Raw genomic sequence first — 22,198 nt, forward strand, 5'->3', positions numbered from 1 at the left:
CCTCCATTCAATTCGTATTCATCACTCTTTGTTTACTTGGCGGCTTCATATAAGTAATGCGACTTTGCTTCACTCCCATACTTATTGTAGCTTCTAATAATTTTGTCGCTGCAAAGCCAGGATCTACAACTGGAATGTCATAGCCTTTTTCAGTTAGCTTCATTTGGAGTTCGCTAGCTACCCCCATAAATCCAGTACAGCCCAAAATTAGTGCTTCTGCTTGGTCTTCTTTAATCGCTTTTAACATTTCATCTAAAAGAGCACTCTTTAACTTCTCTTTCTCATGTACTTCTAAAACGGGGATGTTTACATAACGAATAGAGGCAAGGTTATGATAAACACCTGTTACTTTACTAATGTTACTAATCATTGAAACGACATTGGGGAGAACAGTTACAACAGAGAAACGTTTTGCCAGTGTGCTTGTAAACAGCATAGAAGCCTCGCAAGGGCCTATTACTGGAATATCAACGACCTCTCTAGCTGGCTTCACTCCTGGATCTCCAAAACAATTACTAATCACACCGTCGTATCCGTCTGCTTCCGCTTGTTTTACTTTTTCGATAAAATCAGGTACACATAAGGCTTCATCGTACTCACTTTCTATAGAAGCAGGCCCGTAATCTAGGTTTGTTACATCAATGGTTGTTTGAGGATAGGAAAATCCAGTAAATTCTTTTTTCATTTCATCCATAAATGTGTCTGAGATAATAGGTGCAATCACTTTAATTTTCATATTTCGCCCTCTCTTTTTTAAAATAAGATTATAAATCACCAAATGCCATTATTTTTAAACGAAACATTTCACCTTTTAAATAATCGAATGGAAATTCCTCCACTCTATTAATTTTGATCGTTTCAGGTTTTGCTCCTTTATGAATTAACTCTGTAATTACCCTCTCTTTCTCTCTTTCTACAATTTCCTCTTTTGTACGATCATTTAGCCAAAAAACTTTGTCTAGACTTGTGCTTAGGGGAGCATAACAAGCTCCTACGGCATTACATATTTGATAACCTACAGGCTGGATAGCTTTATCAAATTTAGTGAAAATATTATTTAGAAGTAAAGGACTTCCACCTCCAACTAGAACGAGTGGGACGTATTGATCTTTAGGTTGTAATTGTCTAATTTTTTCTCTTATCCTGCTTGATACCGTATTTACTACTTTTAAACATTCTTCTGTTGAAATACCTTCTAGATTTTCATATTTAATGTGTTTATCCTTGAATGAATGAGGAAAAATTTTTAAAAACGAGTCGGATATTGTCCATTGTTCTCCTCCCCATGCAAGCCCATCTTTTGTTATATCACTTGCAATTGTATCTTCAATTAATAAATCACCATTATGAGTATTGACTAAATTGCCTCCACCTGTTGAAAGTGAGTGTACTTTTGGCAGCCTAACATTCACTGGAATATCCAATACTTTTACTGGTCCTTCTTCTGTTTGTGGATGACCATGACTTACCATACCAATATCAATTGTGCTGCCTCCAACATCAATCCCTATGAAGTTCTTTAAACCAGTAAGTTTGGAAGCGCCACGTAAACTATTAGTTATGCCAGAACCGATTGTGAAAATAGGTAACTTAATCGCTTCTTCTACTTTCATCAATGATCCATCATTTTGCGTTATCCAATAAGGGCAATGCAGACCTAAGTTTTTAAAGATATCATTAATGGAGCTTAACGCATCCTTCATCACAAATGACAACATTGAGTTAAGCAAAGAGGCATTCTCACGATCCAAAAAGCCTATACTTCCTATTTCATTAGATACAGTGACAGAAAGAGAAGGCATATGAGAGGCGATCACTTTTTTTAAGTTGTTTTCTTCATCCTCATAAAAGGAAGAAAAGGCACCTACAATACAAACTGACTCTACTTTTGCTTTTTCTAATTCCTTCATTATCCTAAATACACTTTCATGATCGATTTCATCATAATGAGGTATTTGCATTGTAAAATCATATTTTGTTTCTAAATGAAACTCTTTTATAATGTATTTACTTAAATGACTTGGCCAAAATAAACCAGGTTTGATTTTTGATGGTTTCTTGGTTAAACGAATCAAAGCTGTCTTGGCTAAATTTTTTGGATAATACAATTCATTTAGTACATGTGTAGTGCCTAAGAAGACCCCTTTCATCGATTCTGGCTTTACATTGGCCTCATTTAATGCTATTTTTGCGGTTTCATAGATGGTTTCTCCCAAGTTACTTGTCGTCAATTGCTTTGACCAGGCCTTTATATTGCCTGAGTCATCAATGATAACTGCATCAGTATTTGTTCCACCTACATCAATTCCTAACCTCATTGGTCTTCCTCTTTCTTTAACAGTTGATAAGATTCTTTCATGTGTATGAGTGTTAACATATCTGTAGTATGCAATATGTTAGGAGCAGGTATAACTAAAACGATAAATGCTTTCGCCATTATGAATGGTAAAAAATTCATTCATAAATTGGATTTCAATTTTCTGGTTATGTTGTTTTGTATAGCTTTCAATAAATAGTTTTCCAACAATCACTTCATTTTCAAACCAACGAGAGACCTCTGTTACATACCCTTTAATAACGAGAGATAATTCTCCGTAGATCGAATTTTCAAATACGTTCTTTATTTGCTTTAATCGGATGATTCCGTCGCCATAAGACGTAATAATTTTCCCTAAACGATAGGCTAAATAAAGTGTCCCTGACAACATCGAAGTTTTGATCTCATCTCCACTTGCACCATAGCCGACTACGTGACTATGCCCTCCATTATTATTAGCAAATGATTTAGCTTCATGTACTGCCTGATCGGAAGTGTATGAAGAAGGAACGAACTTCATATTATCTTGCGTTACTAGTGAAAGAGGGGCAAGTGGAATACCATTTAAATGCAGAGTAGTCATATAAAGCTCTGGAAATGCTCTTCCCATTCCATCTCCATCAATCACAGGAAGGCGCCGCTTTAGAGCAAGTAATAGGGGAGCCAAAGCATTCACACCACCTATTTCGATAGAAATGAGGGCATCTACATTTTTGTTATATTCCTTTTCATATAAACTAAGTGCTGTTTCCATTTCTTCGCCTGTCGGTAAATCTTCATTAAAGAGGACTGTGGAACCCATAATTCCAATAGCAGTTACCCACCAATCATCCCTCACTTCATGAATGGGTATCACCTCTATCACATCATCGTCTTTCATCACCGACAATATTAAAGCTTCCATTGATCTTGTATTACCACCACCTCCACAAGATAATATCCTTGCCCCAAGGGAAATGAATCGAATGTCTTCTTTAGTTATTTTCCAAGGCATTTCTTTCTCTCCTTTCTTTACTAGTTGCAAGTTCTATACCAATATTCAAAAAAATAAAATAATAACTTAAAAAACCACGAATCTCGCAATTTTATGTATCTAGGTTAAACGTGAAAATCCTCTCAAGTGAGAGGATTTTTAAATATAAACATGAGAATGATAATTGAGAAAAACAGGTTAAATACATTGATTTCTCATTTTTTCTCAACTTTTCTCTTTGATTCTCAAATTACTTAATTCTTAATTTATTCAGTTTGCGGTATAAGGTTGGTAAACTTATATTCAAGGATTTTGCTACTCTTTTTTTACCTAAGGTATCCCTTCCAAATTCATCTAATAGTCGGAGGATTTCCTCTTTGTTTTCATTGGATTGTGTTCTATATATACGCTTATGATTTGGTTGTAATTGTATTTGAGATTGTATTTCATCTTTAAGATACGTTGGCAAACTTTTTTGAGTCACTAATTCACCGATTTCTAATTGAACAAAGTGGTGCACGACATTTTGTAACTCTCTAATATTTCCACTCCAATTGTTATTCAATAAAATCTCCAATACTTCTTTAGAAATTCTTTTCGGTTTTTTTCCAGCTTGTTTTGATAAGTTTTTCATAAAATATTCAATCAATATAGGGATATCCTCCCTTCTATCTCTTAAAGGTGGGATGACAATCGGTATAACATTTAAACGGTAATATAAATCTTTTCTGAACTTCCCTACTTGAACCAATTGCTCCAAGTTTTGATGAGTAGCAGTAATGATCCTTACATCTACTGGGGTTGATTGATTATCACCTACTTTTTCTATTCTTCTTTCTTGAACAACCCTTAATAACTTCGCTTGAAGAGAAGGAGACAAATCACCAATCTCATCTAAAAAAAGCGTACCGCCATTTGCGAGCTCAAAGCGCCCAACCCTTGTAGTATGTGAACCAGTAAATGCACCTTTTACATGACCAAATAATTCACTTTCTAATAGTGATTCTGGTATGGCTGCACAATTTAGCGCAATAAATGGCCTCTTACTTCGATTGCTTCCATGGTGAATAGCTTGGGCAAATATTTCCTTTCCCGTACCACTTTCACCTCTTAATAGAATAGATGAATCACTATTAGCTACTCTCTGTGCTTTTTCAATCGTTTTTTGAATACTATGGCTAGTCCCCTTAATTTGTTGAAAAGTATAGAGCGTTTGTTTAGCAATCGGTTTTTTCACAGTTCCTTTATCCATTAATATTTGTATTAAATAAGATATTGTTACATCATTTGATTTGATTGTTCTTAAAGAAACCGTAGCTTTTCCTTTATTCACCAATAATTCAACCTCTTCAATGACTTTATCTTTTTTGAGTCTTTCCCAATCTCTACTGTACATTAAAGTCGAAATATTTAAGCCTACTACATTTAATCTTTCCTCATTAATAGAGGAGAATGTTTGACTGGTCGTTTCAATGACGTCTTCTTTGTTAATAAGGACAAATACATCGCTTGTAGTTTGTAAAAAGATTTGCAGTTCATCTAATGTTTCATGATAAAGACGTTCTAGTTCTAGACTTTGTAATTTTATTTCGATTGTCGATTTACATAAGTCCAATTGAGAGTCAATGAGTTCTAATGTTTCATATCGCTGTTCATTTTTCATGCCACTTTGCATAACAAGATATGCCACTATTTGATCCGCTATCCTAATGGGGGTCATACTTATTTCTTCATCAGGGTATTTAGTTAATGTACATAAGTCAGTACAAATGCTACACGATTCTTTAAATAATTGTCCAATTGAGTTCCTATTTTTCCGGAGTTTTTCTTCAATAAGGACACCAAAGGTTGAATTCTTCCTATCACAATTCTCAAAATAGATATGTATCTTACAAGAATAGTGGCGAAAGAACCTTATAGCAATTGTCGTTATTTCACTTTTATATAATTCAGATAACAACAGGATCACCACTTTTACTGAGATTAAAGTTATTATAACAAATAATCAAGATGTCCCATTGGTATATTGACGCATTTAGATTAATTTCACTTTAAATGAACCTTATGAAAAATAAACCTGAGTTTAAATAAATCCTTTTATAAGGTGAATTAAGGTCGCGCATCCCAAGGCTTAAGTGAGCCAATGATTGTGAAATCTCTCGCTGATTGCATACTGTCAATTGTACCAGCTGATATTTCTTCGTGTGTGAGCCCCACCTGGAAGATGTTCCGTTATATTTGAAGCCTAGTTGAATGATTTTAAGCTTACATTGATTAAAATGGTATTCTCCTAGTATATTGATATGTTCCCAACCTAAAGGCAATATATGGTGCAATAAGTCTTCATTAAAATTACCTGTCCGTTTTTGATATTCTACTGCTCTTGTTAGATGTAGAGTATTCCAGATACTGATGGCATTGATAATTATGTTTAAAACACTTGTCCTTTGCAGTTGATCCTGTATGGTTGGTTCTCTAGGCTCTCCTTGTTCTCCGAAGAAAATGGTTCTTGCCATTCCATTCATGGCTTTTCCTTTATTCAATCCATTTTGTATTTTTCTTCTTAAAGATTCATCCGAAATGTAATTCAGAATAAAGATTGTTTTTGTTTTCTTCTTGTGCCCTAGAAGAAAGGTAATTGCTGCAACTTCTTTTCTTAGAACCCAGTGTTCGGGATCGGATTCAAAACTGGAGCAAACTATCAACTTACTCAGTAGCAGTTTATGAGCGCTACCCAGATGACCCAACTCTTAATCAAATCCTTATAAATCTAAAACAGCAAAGCAAGCTGTTTCAAAACTTATGGGACCAGCACAATATACAACAGAAGAAAGTTAGTTTCATTTCGATAAATGACGTACAAAATCAAACAAATAATTTCCGCATTCATTCTGCTTCCCATGTAGATGGAAACGAAGATCTTCATTGGTGTATGTATGTTCCTGTCTCTTAAATTATTGTTCACAACAAATCTAAGCGTTGCCTCCGATAATGGCCGTTATGGTGAATGAAATATAGATTGTCACCGTTGATTTAAAATAATGTTGTACTGGAAACATACCGATGATTTTCTGTAATCTAGGTGCTTTAATAGAACAATCAAAAAAGCCTAATTTCTAATTTCTCAGCATTGAACTGCACCTCAATTATTAGACACAAAATCTAATAATTCATTATTAAGAAATTAGGTTTTTTTGTTGCTCCGTTAGTTAAATGGCGATTTGGAAAAAAGTTATTGAACTATGCAACTTTATTTTAAATATCAAAAGAAATTTTTAATGGCATCCATATGTATTTTATGACTACAATCTTCACAACAAAAAATTCTACTCTTTCTTTCCTTATTGACGAATCAATCCTTTTACTTCTGGATGATTAAGACTTCATTTTTAAATACTATTCTAAGAAATCTAATATCCATTTTTTTAAATCAACAATACGCAAATCATCTATACTTTTATTGGTACCTGTTACAATTATAGGTGCAAGAGAATCATTTTTATGCATCGAGCCATGAGCCCCACCTCCTGTATGTTCAGGAGAACTTTCTCCAATAAATTCGTAACCAGGTTTGGCATCAACTATTAGAAAATCTCCTTTTTGTGAATGTAGTGCTCCATACAATCTTGCTAATCCATCAGGGTAATCTCCATACTTTAATTGATTTTTAGTTTTTATTGTCAGATCAAGAATTGAGCTATTTCCTTTTATATACCAATTTTGATTATAAATATCTTTAAAATCCCCTTTGGGTTTAAATTGTAACGCCCCTTTTTGATCGCCTGATTCCACTTGAATCATATCGTTTTCCTTCCACGCAACCCATGCTATACGCTCATCTGTTTGCAATCTACTTGCAATATCGTGCATGGAGCAATCCTTACTGATCTTGTATATATACGCCATACGTTCATTTGCTGTTATAACAAGTTCATCATTATTACGAACAAGCTCATCAAGCTTTAAAATATTGTAGTTCGATAGAATTTCTCTTAAATCAATTAAAGCTTCTTTTTTGTTTTTCTTAACAAGTGATTGTGGGCTGTCTCCAATGATAATCCAAACCATATTATCAAGGGCATTATTCCAATTTGGAAATACATTTAATATTTCCTGTAGTTGTTTATCAAGCTTCTCAATACCTTCAATCGTTTCAGGCCCTTTTCTATGAACGAAGTGATCATTTGCGGGAAGATACATAATTGTAAATTCAGGAAGTATGTTTTGCTCTAAAAGATATTTTAATTCTTGAGTTGCAAATGCATCATTAAGCCCTAGCCGATTGAATAAATGTGAATTTTTTTCGTCTTGACGAATAAAAGCACCCAATGATAAGATCTTTGGTCCAAAGGTTTTGTATTGTTCAGGTAAAGTAGTTGTTTTCGCTAAGACTTTTGGAATTTTAAGAATGTGTTCATAGTTCCCTCGGTATATAATAGAATTTATAGAAGCTGTTTCTTTCCCACTTTTGTCTAAAACTTCGTGAATGGTTTCAACATTAGAGCTGAGATCTACATTATTAAATTGGTATAAGCTATCTTCAGTAAACTGAGAAATCCCAATCTTCATCATTTCGAAAAAACCATTTCCGTAGTTAATAATACGCTGTTCATTTTCGTCATACCATACAAGCCCAGGAATTTTATGTTTATCAGGATAAGTTCCTGTTATCAAAGAGCTATCTATTGAGACTGACATTGTTGGGTAGGAACTGACTAAGTTATTATGATAACGACCATGATTTAAAAAAAAATCAAGGGCAGGCGCTTTATTCTCTTGAATTGCCTTTTTTAAAGGCTTATCCATCAATGAATCAATGATAATAAGGACAATTTTAGGGGAGTTTTCATTATTCGTTTGAATGGCATTTGGGGTATCTTGCTCTTGATTATTTGTATGGGCAGTGGAATAAAATAATAGAATAGAAAGAAATACAATAAAAACTAATCGAAATCGCATCATTTTACCACCTTCGTGTTTTTCGAATTATTCTTTCCAAATTATTCATTTTCTATGAATGATTATATTGAAGAGCAAGGTATATACAACTACGGGCATTCAGATATTACTATGACTTAACGAAGGAGTTTAATAATGAATTCAGCACCCGCTAGTGGATCTAATTTTTTTTGAAACGTACTTATACTATCATGCAAAAAATTCATCTCTGTAGGGGAAAAAAGTAACTTTTCTATAAATGATCGATATTAGTTGAATCATCGATCTTAATAGCTAAACCCTCATTAACTAAATAATCACAATTACTTTCTTCATGTCCCGGAATTGGTTGATAAATAAACAAAGGTAACCCTTTTGTTAATGCTTCAAAACAGGTTAAGCCACCAGATTTTGTGATGAGGATATCTGTTGCTTCCATCCATTTGTCAATATGTTTACAAAACCTATAATTTGAATATTAGGATGATGATACACTTCATTTTTCAAAAAATTCCTTCTTAGCCTTTCATTCCTTCCAGTGAATATTAATATGTTTATCTTTTCTTTCCATTTTATAAGTTTATATGCTAGTGTCTGGATTCCACCTAGTCCTAATCCTCCTCCCATTACCATAACAGTAGGAAATATTTTTAAGGTTTAATTCCTTTCTTATTTCTTGTTTGTTATTTTTTCTAATCCAAAAATTCGAGGTTATTGGCATTCCTGTAACGGTAATATTTTTTTGGAAACTCCCATTTTTAATGGGAAGCTGATTTATATAGGGTTGGATAATTTATAAAAAAATGATGCTGATATTATTGGTATAAACATGTATAAATATGTTTCATGACATTTGTCTTCTTGTTGGAAACAAAGAATGATATACTTATCCATCACTTTAGCCGAGGGTAGTATAAGAATTATCAATGTCTTTAATTAACTGTAATAAAAGTGATAGTAATTGAAAATTCCTCAGTATCTAATCGTTCTTTTTTAGAAGGAATAATGAAAAAACGAAAAACAACATTGGCTTGAACAAACAGCCGAAAGAAGTGACCGAGAGAAATTAGTCTTAAAAAAGTTAGTAAATATAGGTACTTAAATGGTAGGAGACAAATCGAAAAATCTGCTATCTATTTACTCAGAAAAGCTATCCATTAATGGTTCAATGTCAGTCCCATAACATCCGATTTTTGCTGATTAGGTTGATTTTCTTTCCGTTATTTGTTTGCACCCAAGAATGAGGATAGATTGAGGATTTATTCTTTCTCTTAAAGGAAAAATGTATGACAAGGTGGCTTTGTCATACGGTCTGATAAAACAGTTGAGAAAGTGACTATTGAAGAGTTGGTGTAGCATGGAAACGCCAATTACTACTTGGAAACCATGTATTCTAAGTGAACCCATTCAAAGTTTCTGAACCATTAAAAATGGAGAATAGCAAATTAAACATACTTTTACTTTTAAATCCTACATAATAGATTTGATATATGTGTTTTTGTAATTAAGTAGTTTCTTCAGCATATAAAGGGTGATACTAAACTTTTTTACATCCCTTATTTTCCATACATAAACGTTTGATTGCTGCTTGATGCGCTCCTGGAGAACCTACCTCTTTAATTTAACTTTTCCTCTGCTCTTCCCCTAATATTAATCAATTTATTGGATAACCTATAAATACAAATAACCAAAGAATCAGTATCGGAAAAAAAACCTTCTATTTTCAATGCAAATATATAAGGAGGGCTTTACCCTTGCTAAAATGGCTTAACCAATCGAAAAAGACATTATTTAATAAAAACAATGACGATACTGAAACAGAATTTAAGATAGATGATTTAATTAAAGCGTTAAAACCATCGAAAGACTTTCAACGGTTTGAATTCAAAACTGGAAGTACTAGTTGCATTATTAGCTATATGAATACTTTAGTAAACCCGGAGTTTATCCATCGTGATGTACTGTCACATTTAACAGAAAACACCTTTACTAGCCTAAAAGACATAGAAAAATTACTTCCAATAGAACAGAAATTAATAACTGATGATGTAAAAGAAATCCAAAAGAAAATAATGACTGGTTCAATTATGATTCAATTTAGTGAACATGATTCGAACTGTTTACTGATACCTGCTGTTACTGTTGAATCACGACAAGTAACAATACCGGAAGTAGAGTTTAGTGTAGTTGGACCGAAGGAAGCATTTGTGGAAACACTTGATATAAATATTAACTTAATCAGAAAGAGACTTCCACTTCCGCAGTTACATTTAAGAGAGATTGAGGTTGGGAAAATATCAAATACACGAATCGCTGTTCTTTTTATTGATGGCATCGCTAATCAGGAAAATGTTAATACAGTAATACAGCGATTATCTGATATTGAATATGACAATATAATTGATAGTTCGTATATAACTCAAATGATTTCTGATAATAAAAATTCACCTTTTCCACAGCTGCTCGATACGGAACGTCCTGATCGTGTTTGTGCAGTATTAACAGAAGGGAAAATTGTGATTCTAGTTGATGGTTCACCGCATGCCCTATATGCTCCTATAACAATAGTTGAATTTTTCTCGGCATTTGAAGATTATTTTCTTATTTGGCATATGGCATCATTCTTTCGATTGATTCGTCTATTCGCTGTAGCTTTTTCAGTTTTTTCTACTCCTTTTTATATCGCAATATTGACATATCATTTTGAAATGTTACCGATAAATCTTTTAGCCACCATATATTCATCAAGAGGAAATGTCCCATTTCCACCAGTACTAGAGGTGCTGATAATGGAATTTGTTATCGAACTATTGCGTGAAGCTGGTGCAAGATTGCCTAGTAAAGTCGGACAGACAATTGGTATCGTTGGCGGTATTGTAATTGGAACAGCTTCTGTAGATGCTGGTTTAACTAGCAGCGTATTACTAATTATTGTAGCACTTGCAGCACTAGCATCTTTTACAACACCAGTCTACCAAATGAGCAACACCATTCGCTTCATTCGCTTTCCTTTTATATTATTTGCACATTTGTGGGGATTTGTCGGAATCGCTATTTTATTTGCAATTACAATTTGCCACCTATTAGGGTTGACCTCTTTAGGTAGGCCATTTATTGAACCTATATTTCCGCCACGTTTAACGGATTTAAAAGATGCCTTTTTTCGTATGCCGTTCAATCGTCAGGCTAAGCGTCCAATCTACCAAAGACCTGAAGACTCAAATCGTGCAAATTCAGATCGCCTAAATCAAAAACATGATAAGAATAAAAATAAATAAGGAGCATAGAGCTTTTTATCGTAACAGCAAATGGATCTTGAACAACTACTATGGAAATTTGGTGAGGTTTATGCGAAATCTTTTAAAAGAAAACTTACTTATTTCACCCTTCCTTGTCTTTTATCTGATTCATTCAATGCAGACAGGTATCTCTGTCCTCGACTTAAGAGGAATAAGTAAGTCTGCTGGACACGATTCTTGGATCTCAATAATAATATCTGGGTTAAGTTTACACCTTCTAATCTTCATCTTATATCGTATTTTAAACAAAGGACAAGGAGATTTAATTGCTATTCACAAGGAATTGTTTGGCAAATGGGTTGGTGGTTTTCTTAGTCTGCTGTTTATTTTATATTTATTAATGCTTTGTTTCACTGTATTACGTTCATATATCGAAATCATACAATTATGGGTATTTCCGCAATTAACTCCATGGTTTTTTAGCTTAGTACTTTTAATAGCAGCCGGTTATTTTGTGATTAACGGACTACGAGTTGTAACTGGGATATGTTTTTTAAGTACCCTATACTCGATACCAATTTTACTAACATTTCTTTTCCCGCTGAAATTTGCTCATTTTAGTAACTTGCTTCCTGTAATGGACCATAGTTTTAGAGAATTGATTGATTCAGCAAGAAATGCCACATTAGGTTTGAGCGGATTTGAATTATTATTTATGTATTACCCATTTATTAAGCATCCGAAAAGGTCTGAAAAATGGGCTCATTTAGCAGTTATAGTCACAACACTTGTTTATGTCTTTATAGCTCTAGTTACTTTCGTTTTTTATAATCAAGGTCAGCTGCAAGAAATATTATGGGGAACAATCACAATTTGGAAAATTATCGAATTTCCATTTTTTGAGCGTTTTGAACATTTAGGAATAGCTGCATGGATATTTATTGTATTGCCAAATATTTGTTTGACATTCTGGGGAGCACACCGTGGAATTATAGAGATATTTTCATTTAACAAAAAACTTATTTTGAGTGTGATCATAATCATTTTAGTAGCTGCTTCAGGATTAATTGAAGATCGGACAAGTATCGAAGCACTTAGAAGATTTTCAGGAGAAGTTACTTTCTTTTTTGTATATGGTTACATCCCCATTTTGTTTATTTTACAAAGGCTTATATTGAAGCTGAGAGGGGGTAAATAAAGTATGAATATCCCCTCACAAAAATTTAGAAATAACTTAAAATCTATTCGTTTCTGTTTTTTTACTCAGTAATGCCCTTTTCTATAATATCGAATTTAATTTTGACATCTACGGAGGCATCTGGATACAGTTCCCGCCATTTATCTGCTTTCCATCCCCTTGTTTGGCTTCTAACTCTATCTCCAAAACCAAGTGGATCAATGCCCTTTTCTTGAAAATCTTTAATCATTTGTAAACTGCTTTCCTTTAAATGTGCCTCTATCATTTTTTCAAGCTTCCTTTCATCAGCCGCATTCTGCAACTTAATGTCAGAGATAACTTCATTAATAAAAGCTTTAGCTTTAACAGTGATCTCAATTTCTGGACTGGTCATCCCCTTCTTTATTTGATAATCCACTTTCGATTTTATAGTTTCCAATGCTATATAAGTATCTTCTTCAGGAAAAGAGGCCTCGTACGTCCCATAATCTATATGTTCATATAACATTTTAAATAAGAAAAGCTTATCCCCCCGTATAGCATCTATGTATTTATCTTCTTTAAATAAGGCTAGACCACTGAGCTTAATTTTATCGTTTTGTTTTTTGACAAGCACCATAAAGGGATCTTGACCTTTAGATGAATAATTGTACATAAACTCATGATAATTTGTTGAAGGTAAATTTCCTGTTTTATGATGTTCAAGAAGATTCTTTAAATAACGGGAAGGTGTTTCTTCAAATGCGTATGTCCCTTCTAATAATTCCTTGGCGTTTCCTTCAATTACACAAAAGTCAACCATTCTTCCAATAGATGGATGTCTTTTAAGACCATCAAGAATCTTAATAACACCTTTTTTTGCTAATTCTTCCCCGTAGACAGCAACCAACACTTTACCCACTGTAACAGGTTTAGGCGACTCATTTTGAGCACTTCTTGCAGCACCATATCCAGTAAAATTCACATCGCTGAGGGTTGTGTTAGTCACTTTTTTATCCTTACCTGTACTGAAAATAGCAACATCCAAAGTTAATTCGTATTTTTTATTGTCAGCAGAATCATAACCGATGCCTTCCGCAATCTGAAGATTTTCAATTGTTTCTGTCTGAACACAGCCTACAAGTAAATAAATACAGCAGATAGGGATGAGCGACTTTTTAATTATCATTAATATACTCCTTGACATTAAAATTTACCAAATTAAGGTCAGGTAATCATAGATATTCGACAGTGACATTGATTCAATATCATTATTCCGCCCAAACCTTTATATAATGTGACAACTATTCATATATTATAGGACTTTGTTGCGAGTGCAGAGATTGCATAGTTTCCTGTACTAATACTTAATTTATTGGAAAAAGCCCTAAAACTATGGATGAATTTAAAAGGACATTCACTTTTAAAAATAGATTAAATAGTATATACAAAAAATAATCTCAATTGTTATAAATTATTCTTTGTTAATTGCCGTAAATTATGACAAGATAAATTGAGAATATACCAATACATTTATGCCTCTTCATTAGTAAATCAGGCTCTTTTTCTATATAATCAAATACCTGTTTTTAACTAACTTGTATTATTAAAATCCAATATTGTGAAGCAATAATTTTAGAATACTATCTGGAACCATCTTTTTATCAGATTATACTCAAACTTATTTATGTTAATAAAATAATTGATGATTATTTCTCTTTATGGTTGACTTTCCAAGGTTCAAATGAAAATGGAATTCCCACCATTTTAGCTGTTAACTCATCATAGGATACTAAATCTTTTTTTGAAAGTTCTTTTAATGAGCGTTTCCCCATTGCTCTTAAGGCCATTTTCATTTCTTCAATGCTCGCTGTTAAAAATTTTTCTGCAGTTTTCACCCCATCTTCAATCTTAAACTGATCCTTGAATTTCCCTTCATTCCATACAACTTGTGTAGGTGGTTCGAAAGGAATTGCCTGAAATATTTGATTATGTGCGACCGTAAATAAAATAGCAGAACCCAAATAAACAGCATCAGCACCTAATGCCAGTACCTTTAAAAAATGTCCTGGAACAAAAAGTCCACCAGAAACAATTAAACTAATTTCTCCTTTCATATTTCTCTTCTTTAAATGATTAACAGCACGAACAATTGCATGTAAGGTTGGAATCCCCATATCATCAGATAAAATCGGCGGTGCACCCATTGTAGCTGCTTGACCACCGTCTATCGAAATAAAATCCACACCTAGATAAATTAATTGATCGATGTCCTCTTCTATCTTTCCGCCTGCCCCCATTTTAACACCTATAGGAACACCCCCAGATACAGTTCGAAGTTCCTTAACAAGCTCCTTTATATCATCGATCGTTTGATCTTCATAGAAATTATCATAAATCACAGCATCTTCATTTTCTTTCAGTCCCATTACATCACGCGCACGTCCGGTTAGATTTTTTGGAGAAATTTTCGTACCCACACCGAATAGTGCACCTTGTCCAAATTTAATTTCAATCATATCAGCACGTTTAATTAAATCCTCGTCCTTTGACCATTCCGCTTTTGAAAATTGCAATATATATTTCCCTGCGGCGTTTAATTCTTCAGGTAAAACGCCTCCTTCTCCTGAATTAATTGCTGTTCCTGTATTGTTAGCTGCTTCTGCCAATGCAAGCCTTACTTCTTCGCTCAGTGCAATGCCATAAGCCATCCCACTGATCAGTAATGGTATTTTTATTTTCATTGGCTTCTTTGCTTTTGGTCCAATTGTTACTTTAACATCTACCTCTGCTTCGCCATCTATAGGAAATGGTGTTGTTTGTGTAGGGATAAAGGTAATCGGATCAAAATGTGGCCACTTTTTTGACGAGCCTAATGGACGATGTAGGACATCGCCTGTTTCGGCACGCAAGCTGTTTTCTAGCATATTTTGAATTCCCATATGGCGTAAACCGGGCAATATTTCCATAAGATTTTCTTGATATCCGTCGGTTAGTATGATTTTCCCCATTTTTTTCGCTATTTTTTTTATCATCCAACGCCAACCAATAAGGATGAAAATCAAAAAGATAAATAATATTGAAATCATCACAAAAGAAAAATAGTATAAGATGTTTGGCATAATCACTTCTCCACTTTGTATTAATAAACAACCATCATCTCCATTATTGCCCAAATTAAAATTTATTATCATATTGATATAGAACACTAGCAAGTAGTACATATGGAGTTCTAATAAAATTCATCTTAAGGGGAAGGCTAGAAATGATTTTAAGATTGAACAATTACTAATGTAATAAGACGTGCTTCGGGTGATTTTTATTAACATCATTTTCTCATGGATTATAGTGTTGCCATCTAACATGGAAAGGAGATAATATTCTTGAATATTTTAAAAGATACCAGTCATCGACCATTTTCAATATATTCAAAAAAATGGATAATGAGACAAACATGGAGAAACCTATATTTTCTTCATTGGCCTGTCCCAATTGAAGCGCTACGTGAACATATTCCTAATTCATTACAAATTGATACCTTTAATAACTATGCTTGGTTAGGAATTGTTGCATTTGTTATGGAAGGAATCTATCCTCGCGGAATACCTGCTGTCTCAATAACCCCTAAATTTCCAGAAGTCAATTTAAGAACCTATGTTAAATATAATGGTAAACCAGGAGTCTATTTTCTTTCTTTAGATGTCGAGAACTGGGCTTCCTATAAAATCGCAAAAAAATGGTATCGTTTGCCCTATTATCCTGCACAGATTTCTTTTCGAAATGACGATCAAATTTTTCATTGTAAGAGTGTCAGAAAAAATAACAATGCCCAAATAGCATTTCGTGGGACGTTAAGACACTCACAAGAAGTAATTTTTGCAAATACAGGCACTCTTGATCACTGGCTTACAGAGCGGTATTGCCTATATAGTACCGATTCTAATGGCACCATCTATTGTGGAGAAATCCATCATGGGCCATGGCCGTTACAGAAAGTAGATATAGATATAGAGGTGAATACACTTTTTTCACCTTTTAATATTGATCTTTCTAATAAAGAACCGATATCTCATTTTTCAAAAGGAGTTGATTCTCTTATTTGGAATATTAAGAAGCTCCATTAAATTAAGAAGTCGTAGATTTCTCTTTTAAAAAGAATTACGTTAAGGTCGCCCATCTCAAGGCTTAAGTGAGCCAATGATTGTGAAATCCCTCGCTGATTGCATACTGTCAATTGTACCAGCTGATATTTCTTCGTGTGTGAGCCACCTGGAAGATGTTCCGTTATATTTGAAGCCTAGTTGGATGATTTTGAGCTTACATTGGTCTTTGTAGTTTTGTTGGGAGGATTTGATACTTTCGATGTCTGAACTGCTGCCTTTTACAAGATAGAGTGTCCAAGGTTCATTTTGTAATTGCTCGATTTGTTTGTTCATTATAGGAATAGCGTTGGGGGCTGTATTATGAATCCATGCTAAAACAGTGTGAATGGGACCGCCTTCTTTGTGAGCAAGGGTAATCTCTTCAATAAGTTTGTCAGTATCAGTGTAATCTAAAAGACGATAAGTTGTATTTGATTGCTCTAGGGATTTGCTCTTTCTTCCATAGATTCTTGTTTGAGTCGTGCGATCAATTAACCATTGTGTTGTTTCCTTTAACATACCTGTTCCTCCAAAAATGAGCGTATGTCCAAAGTTTTTCATACTGCTTCTCCCTCCTTCTAATTAACTGCGATGTTACTGCGAGCGCATACATAAAACTTCCATTTATCAGCGATTAAACCCTCTTTTTTAAAAAATTTCCTTGAAGAATTTTGACAGTTTAAAGAACTTGCTTCTTGTATCGGAAATATTTCTTTTCTAGTTTTGCAGAAGTTGCAAAGATATATTGGTAGCTTTGCTGAATAAGCTGAATTAAATCATTTAGTTGCACATCCGATTCATTCATTACTTCTTCTCTCATCTCTTTAAGTGATTGATGAAAGCCTTTAATGTCTTCATATTCCATAATGTCATAGAGTGTTTCCATATCTTCATATGATGTATAGATGAACCGTTTCATTAGTTCGTGTAATCTTTTTGCTTTTAGATGGTAATCAATATCTAAATTAAAAACATTAGAGTATAGTAATGCTTCATTAGCAATCTCTTTATATTTAGGTTCAATCTTCGTCGTTATTAAAAGTAGTTTTGAGGTGGCGGTAGAGAGAAAGATTTCCTTATCACGATGCCAAATGGTTACTCTAACACCGTAGTAGGTAATCATTCCGCCAATAATCGCTCCAACAAATCCGACCAAACCAGCTATAATGGTCAAGTCCCATTCAAACATGATATGTAAACAAGCCCCTAGAACCAATGTAATACATAATAGTAATAGAGTGATGATGATGATGATTAAGAAGCTGTTTTCCTTTTGATGAATCATTGCTTACCCCACCTATTTAAAAGGATTATTAAGAAAGATTATATTTATCAAAGGCTAATACTTTCCATTTTAGTTACTTTCATTTACAATAAAAGATAAATAGTCAGATTTTTCTATCTTTATTTTATGACCTCGATTAACTGATAATACCCTTTACTGATTTATTTTCATTTACATATTAATTTTATCAATTTCATTTACATTTTCTCATATCCTCCTTCTCTTTTTACTATTTCACAAGAATAAAAGCACCCTAATATTCCATTGTTTATCCTATTAGAATATAATTTTCTCGTAAATTTCATCTTTTCTCTTTACTTTTTTTATTATATTTTATTATAATCATTATATAATAATTATTATTATCTGAGATTGATTAGTAGATGATGATAATTACCTCACTTCACAATAAAGGAGAATCAGTATGAGCGAAAATAATATTATTTCTGAAGCAAACCATTCAGGCGGAGGTGGCTGCCCTTTTCATCATGGAAGTGTAACTAAGCAGCAATCTGAAGCAACGACTAACAAAGATTGGTGGCCCAATCAATTAAACTTAAATATTCTTCACCAACATGATCAAAAGTCTAATCCAATGGGTGAAGATTTCGATTATACTGAAGAATTTACTAAACTAGATTACTATGCTTTAAAGCAAGATCTTCATAAATTAATGACGGATAGCCAAGATTGGTGGCCAGCAGACTTCGGTCATTACGGACCACAGTTTATTCGTATGGCTTGGCATTCTGCAGGTACTTACCGTACAGGTGATGGACGCGGGGGTGGCGGTACAGGTTCACAACGGTTTGCCCCTCTTAATAGTTGGGCAGACAATGCCAACATTGATAAATCTCGTCGTCTTTTATGGCCTATTAAACAAAAGTACGGTAACAAAATTTCTTGGGCAGATCTAATTCTATTAGCAGGAAACGTTGCCATTGAATCGATGGGTGGTAAAACATTTGGTTTCGGTGGTGGCCGAGCAGATGTTTGGCACCCTGAAGAAGATGTATACTGGGGTAATGAAAAAGAAATGCTTGGTGATAACCGCTACTCAGGAGATCGTGAATTGGAAAATCCTTTAGCGGCTGTACAAATGGGTCTGATTTATGTGAACCCTGAAGGCCCAAATGGGAAACCTGATCCTGTAGCAAGTGGGAAAGATATTCGGGAAACATTTGCACGTATGGGTATGAATGATGAAGAAACAGTTGCCCTTGTTGCAGGTGGCCATACTTTCGGTAAAGCACACGGTGCTGGAGATGCTGCCCAAGTTGGCCCAGAACCAGAAGCAGCGCCAATTGAAGCGCAAGGACTTGGTTGGATCAGCTCACATGGTAGTGGTAAAGGTCGTGACACAATTACAAGTGGAATTGAAGGTGCTTGGACTGCAAACCCTACTCAGTGGGATAACGGTTTCTTCGAACAATTATTTGGATATGAGTGGGAGTTAACAAAAAGCCCTGCCGGTGCATACCAATGGCAAGCAGTAGGTCAAGATGAAGCACATATGGCGCCTGATGCCGCTGATAGCTCTGTCCGTGTGAAAACAATGATGACAACTGCTGATATGGCGCTACGTATGGACCCTGCTTATGAGAAGATCTCTCGTAGGTTCTATGAGAATCCAGAAGAATTCGCCGATGCTTTTGCACGTGCTTGGTTTAAACTTCTACACCGTGATATGGGTCCACGTGATCGTTATTTAGGTCCAGAAGTTCCAGAAGAAGAATTAGTATGGCAAGACCCTATCCCTAAAGTAGACTATGAACTAACAGATGCTGAAGTGTCTGAGATAAAAGCCAAAATTTTAGATTCAGGTTTATCAATTAGTGAGCTTGTTACAACTGCATGGGCATCAGCTAGTACATTCCGTGGTTCTGACAATCGTGGAGGTGCGAATGGTGCGCGGATCCGTTTTGCTCCACAGAAGGACTGGGAAGTGAATCAACCTGAACAACTTTCTAAAGTGCTTCATACATTAGAAGGTTTACAAGCTGGATTAAATAAAAAAGTCAGCTTAGCTGATTTAATTGTACTTGGTGGTAGTGCGGCGATTGAACAAGCGGCAAAGAATGCTGGTTTTGACGTCACTGTTCCATTCTCTGCAGGTCGTGGAGATGCCACAGAAGAACAGACGGATGTAGAAAACTTTGAAGTATTAGAACCAATTGCTGATGGTTTCCGTAATTATCAAAAACAAGAATACAGTGTAGCTTCTGAGGAGTTATTGGTAGATAAAGCACAACTACTTAACTTAACTGCTCCAGAAATGACTGTGTTAATTGGCGGTATGCGTGTATTAGGTACAAATCATGGTGGCACAAGCCATGGCGTATTTACTGAAAATGTAGGCACACTATCCAATGATTTCTTTACGAACTTACTTGATATGAGTGTAGAATGGAAACCAGTTCAAGGCGGTATTTTTGAAGGTCGTAATCGTCAAACAGGAGAAGTTGTTCGAACGGCTTCAAGAGTGGATTTAGTGTTCGGTTCAAACTCAGTGTTACGTTCTATTGCTGAAGTGTATGCACAAGAGGATAATAAAGAAAAGTTTGTCGCTGATTTTATTTCTGCATGGGTTAAAGTAATGAATGCCGATCGTTTTGATTTAAAAATCAAAGATGCTGTATTAAGCAAGTAATATTATTCTAAAAAGAAACGCCGCTACTTATGTAGACGGCGTTCTTCTTATTTACTTCTGCGTGCGGCTTGTTGCACGGGGTCCCATACCCCGTTGAAAGGTGGCGCATACGATAAATCTAAATCCATTAAGTCATCGATAGACATTTGATTGTATAACGCAGTCGCAAGAACGTCTATTCGCTTATCTACCCCGTACTCTCCAATAATTTGTCCCCCAAGTAATGTGCGATATTTCTTATGGTATAAAAGTTTTACCTTCATTCTTTTTGCATCTGGGTAATACCCAGCAATATCGTGAGCATCTGTTACGACAAACTCGTAAGGAATATTTAGTTGTTTAGCTTCCTTTTCAGAAATACCTGTTCTTCCTAATGTTAAGTTAAAAAATTTAATGACAGATGATCCCACGATTCCTTTAAACGGCTTAGGAATTCCTAATAGGCTCAGACCTGCAATTTGTCCCTGCTTATTTGCGTGTGTGCCCAAAGGAATATGATCATCTAAGGCTTTAATTCGATGATATTGCGTAGCACAATCTCCTGCTGCATATACATCTTTAATACTGGTTTGCATATAATTGTTCACCCGTATTGCACCGTGTTGACTGAGTGAAATATCTGTTTGTTTGAGAAATGCCACGTTTGGCTTGACACCAATTGCCACTAAGACAAGATTTGTCTTGTATGCCCCTTTATCAGTCTTAATGCTTTCGACAAAAGTGTTTCCTGAAAAGGATTGAACTTCTTCACCTAATTTTAAAGTCACTTGATGCTCTTTAGCTTTTTGATGAATCAGCTGTGCCATATCTTCATCAAAAATGGTAGCAAGTTGTTTATTGCGCTCGATAATCGTGACCCTTTTCCCTAACCTCACAAAGCTTTCAGCCATTTCCAAACCAATGTATCCACCACCAATAATCGTCACATGTTTAATCGTTCGATTATTCATTTCCTGGATTATTTCATTTGCGTCAGGTATGGTTTTTAAAGTGAATATTCCTTGAAGATCAGCCCCCTCCCAATCAGGCATAACAGGACTAACTCCAGTCGCAATCAATAATTTATCGTATGTAAGTTGAAATGGTTGTTGATCAATATAGTTATATCCCTCAACGGTTTTCGTATCTGTATTAATATTAGAGACTTCATGTTTTACTTTGGCATCTATTCCATATTTCTCGCGGAAAGTAGTAACAGAACGGGCAATTAAGTCTTCCTTTTGTGGAATTACGCCACTAATATAATAGGGAAGACCACATTGTCCATAAGAATAAATCGTTCCTTTTTCTAATACAGTAATTTCGTGATTTTCCTTGCTGTTGCGAATGATTTGCATCGCTGCACTCATCCCGGCAGCATCGCCACCTATAATAATTATTTTCATCTTCTTTCATTCCTCCCTTCACTAGTTTTGCTCAACAATGTGTTTTTCACACAATGATTCGTTTTTTACCTACAATGAAACGATTGAACAAAGTTAACTGAGCGTTAAAGTTA

16 protein-coding genes and 1 pseudogene are annotated in these 22,198 nt (G+C 34.6%); 5 read left to right on the forward strand and 12 right to left on the reverse strand.

The genetic code is table 11. From position 1 onward, the window contains the following. Positions 1 to 7: 7 nt before the first annotated feature. The 5 genes and pseudogenes from LG276_RS11715 to LG276_RS11735 form a co-directional block, all read right to left on the reverse strand. Entirely contained in the window at positions 8 to 736 is a 729-nt protein-coding gene (locus LG276_RS11715; RefSeq protein WP_095373692.1) for an aspartate/glutamate racemase family protein, read from the reverse strand. A gap of 28 nt (positions 737 to 764) precedes the next feature. Continuing rightward, positions 765 to 2,318 (reverse strand): hydantoinase/oxoprolinase N-terminal domain-containing protein, encoded by a 1,554-nt coding sequence (locus LG276_RS11720; RefSeq protein ID WP_251161593.1) that lies wholly within the window; start codon positions 2,316 to 2,318, stop codon positions 765 to 767. 78 nt (positions 2,319 to 2,396) lie between these two features. Further along, complete coding sequence (locus tag LG276_RS11725) at positions 2,397 to 3,311, reverse strand: DUF917 domain-containing protein (protein WP_404294327.1); 915 nt, start codon at positions 3,309 to 3,311, stop codon at positions 2,397 to 2,399. A 229-nt stretch (positions 3,312 to 3,540) separates the two neighbouring features. Continuing rightward, positions 3,541 to 5,250 (reverse strand): sigma-54 interaction domain-containing protein, encoded by a 1,710-nt coding sequence (locus LG276_RS11730; protein ID WP_404294330.1) that lies wholly within the window; start codon positions 5,248 to 5,250, stop codon positions 3,541 to 3,543. Between the two features lie 301 nt (positions 5,251 to 5,551). Continuing rightward, positions 5,552 to 5,896: pseudogene (locus LG276_RS11735) on the reverse strand (Tn3 family transposase); the annotation flags it as partial. A 32-nt stretch (positions 5,897 to 5,928) separates the two neighbouring features. On the opposite strand from LG276_RS11735, the gene LG276_RS11740 reads away from it, so the two are divergent. Next, positions 5,929 to 6,243, forward strand: coding sequence for a hypothetical protein (locus LG276_RS11740; protein WP_373370903.1), 315 nt, complete (start codon positions 5,929 to 5,931; stop codon positions 6,241 to 6,243). Positions 6,244 to 6,686: 443 nt separating this feature from the next. On the opposite strand, the gene LG276_RS11745 is transcribed toward LG276_RS11740, so the two are convergent. Together LG276_RS11745 and LG276_RS11750 are read right to left on the reverse strand one after the other, a co-directional pair. Further along, positions 6,687 to 8,249 carry an alkaline phosphatase family protein gene (locus LG276_RS11745; RefSeq protein WP_251161595.1) on the reverse strand — a complete coding sequence of 521 codons (1,563 nt, stop codon included), beginning with the start codon at positions 8,247 to 8,249 and terminating at the stop codon, positions 6,687 to 6,689. A 232-nt stretch (positions 8,250 to 8,481) separates the two neighbouring features. Continuing rightward, a complete protein-coding gene (locus LG276_RS11750; RefSeq protein WP_251161596.1) occupies positions 8,482 to 8,667 on the reverse strand; it encodes a glycosyltransferase in 186 nt (61 codons plus the stop codon). 1,315 nt (positions 8,668 to 9,982) lie between these two features. On the opposite strand from LG276_RS11750, the gene LG276_RS11755 reads away from it, so the two are divergent. Further along, entirely contained in the window at positions 9,983 to 11,506 is a 1,524-nt protein-coding gene (locus LG276_RS11755; protein WP_263624163.1) for a spore germination protein, read from the forward strand. A gap of 70 nt (positions 11,507 to 11,576) precedes the next feature. Further along, the gene (locus tag LG276_RS11760) at positions 11,577 to 12,665 is read left to right on the forward strand and encodes a GerAB/ArcD/ProY family transporter (RefSeq protein ID WP_251161597.1); all 1,089 of its coding nucleotides are present in this window, start codon (positions 11,577 to 11,579) and stop codon (positions 12,663 to 12,665) included. A 61-nt stretch (positions 12,666 to 12,726) separates the two neighbouring features. Here the strand turns inward: LG276_RS11760 and LG276_RS11765 are convergent, their stop codons facing one another. Together LG276_RS11765 and LG276_RS11770 are read right to left on the reverse strand one after the other, a co-directional pair. Then, positions 12,727 to 13,812: a Ger(x)C family spore germination protein gene (locus LG276_RS11765; RefSeq protein WP_224936434.1), complete on the reverse strand. Its 1,086-nt coding sequence runs from the start codon at positions 13,810 to 13,812 to the stop codon at positions 12,727 to 12,729. A 520-nt stretch (positions 13,813 to 14,332) separates the two neighbouring features. Continuing rightward, positions 14,333 to 15,745 carry an FMN-binding glutamate synthase family protein gene (locus LG276_RS11770; protein ID WP_224936435.1) on the reverse strand — a complete coding sequence of 471 codons (1,413 nt, stop codon included), beginning with the start codon at positions 15,743 to 15,745 and terminating at the stop codon, positions 14,333 to 14,335. Positions 15,746 to 16,006: 261 nt separating this feature from the next. Between LG276_RS11770 and LG276_RS11775 the strand changes: the two genes are divergently transcribed. Further along, the gene (locus LG276_RS11775) at positions 16,007 to 16,747 is read left to right on the forward strand and encodes a YqjF family protein (RefSeq protein ID WP_251161598.1); all 741 of its coding nucleotides are present in this window, start codon (positions 16,007 to 16,009) and stop codon (positions 16,745 to 16,747) included. A 54-nt stretch (positions 16,748 to 16,801) separates the two neighbouring features. Here the strand turns inward: LG276_RS11775 and LG276_RS11780 are convergent, their stop codons facing one another. Together LG276_RS11780 and LG276_RS11785 are read right to left on the reverse strand one after the other, a co-directional pair. Beyond that, complete coding sequence (locus LG276_RS11780; protein ID WP_251161599.1) at positions 16,802 to 17,326, reverse strand: hypothetical protein; 525 nt, start codon at positions 17,324 to 17,326, stop codon at positions 16,802 to 16,804. Between the two features lie 118 nt (positions 17,327 to 17,444). Then, entirely contained in the window at positions 17,445 to 18,050 is a 606-nt protein-coding gene (locus LG276_RS11785) for a hypothetical protein (protein WP_251161600.1), read from the reverse strand. A 424-nt stretch (positions 18,051 to 18,474) separates the two neighbouring features. Between LG276_RS11785 and katG the strand changes: the two genes are divergently transcribed. Further along, positions 18,475 to 20,700 carry a catalase/peroxidase HPI gene (gene katG, locus LG276_RS11790; RefSeq protein ID WP_224936438.1) on the forward strand — a complete coding sequence of 742 codons (2,226 nt, stop codon included), beginning with the start codon at positions 18,475 to 18,477 and terminating at the stop codon, positions 20,698 to 20,700. Between the two features lie 47 nt (positions 20,701 to 20,747). Here katG and LG276_RS11795 read toward each other — a convergent pair whose 3' ends face one another. Then, a complete protein-coding gene (locus LG276_RS11795) occupies positions 20,748 to 22,085 on the reverse strand; it encodes a CoA-disulfide reductase (RefSeq protein ID WP_224936439.1) in 1,338 nt (445 codons plus the stop codon). Between the last annotated feature and the right edge of the window lie 113 nt (positions 22,086 to 22,198).

The organism is Cytobacillus kochii, assembly GCF_044790165.1.
GTDB lineage: Bacteria > Bacillota > Bacilli > Bacillales > Cytobacillaceae > Cytobacillus > Cytobacillus kochii.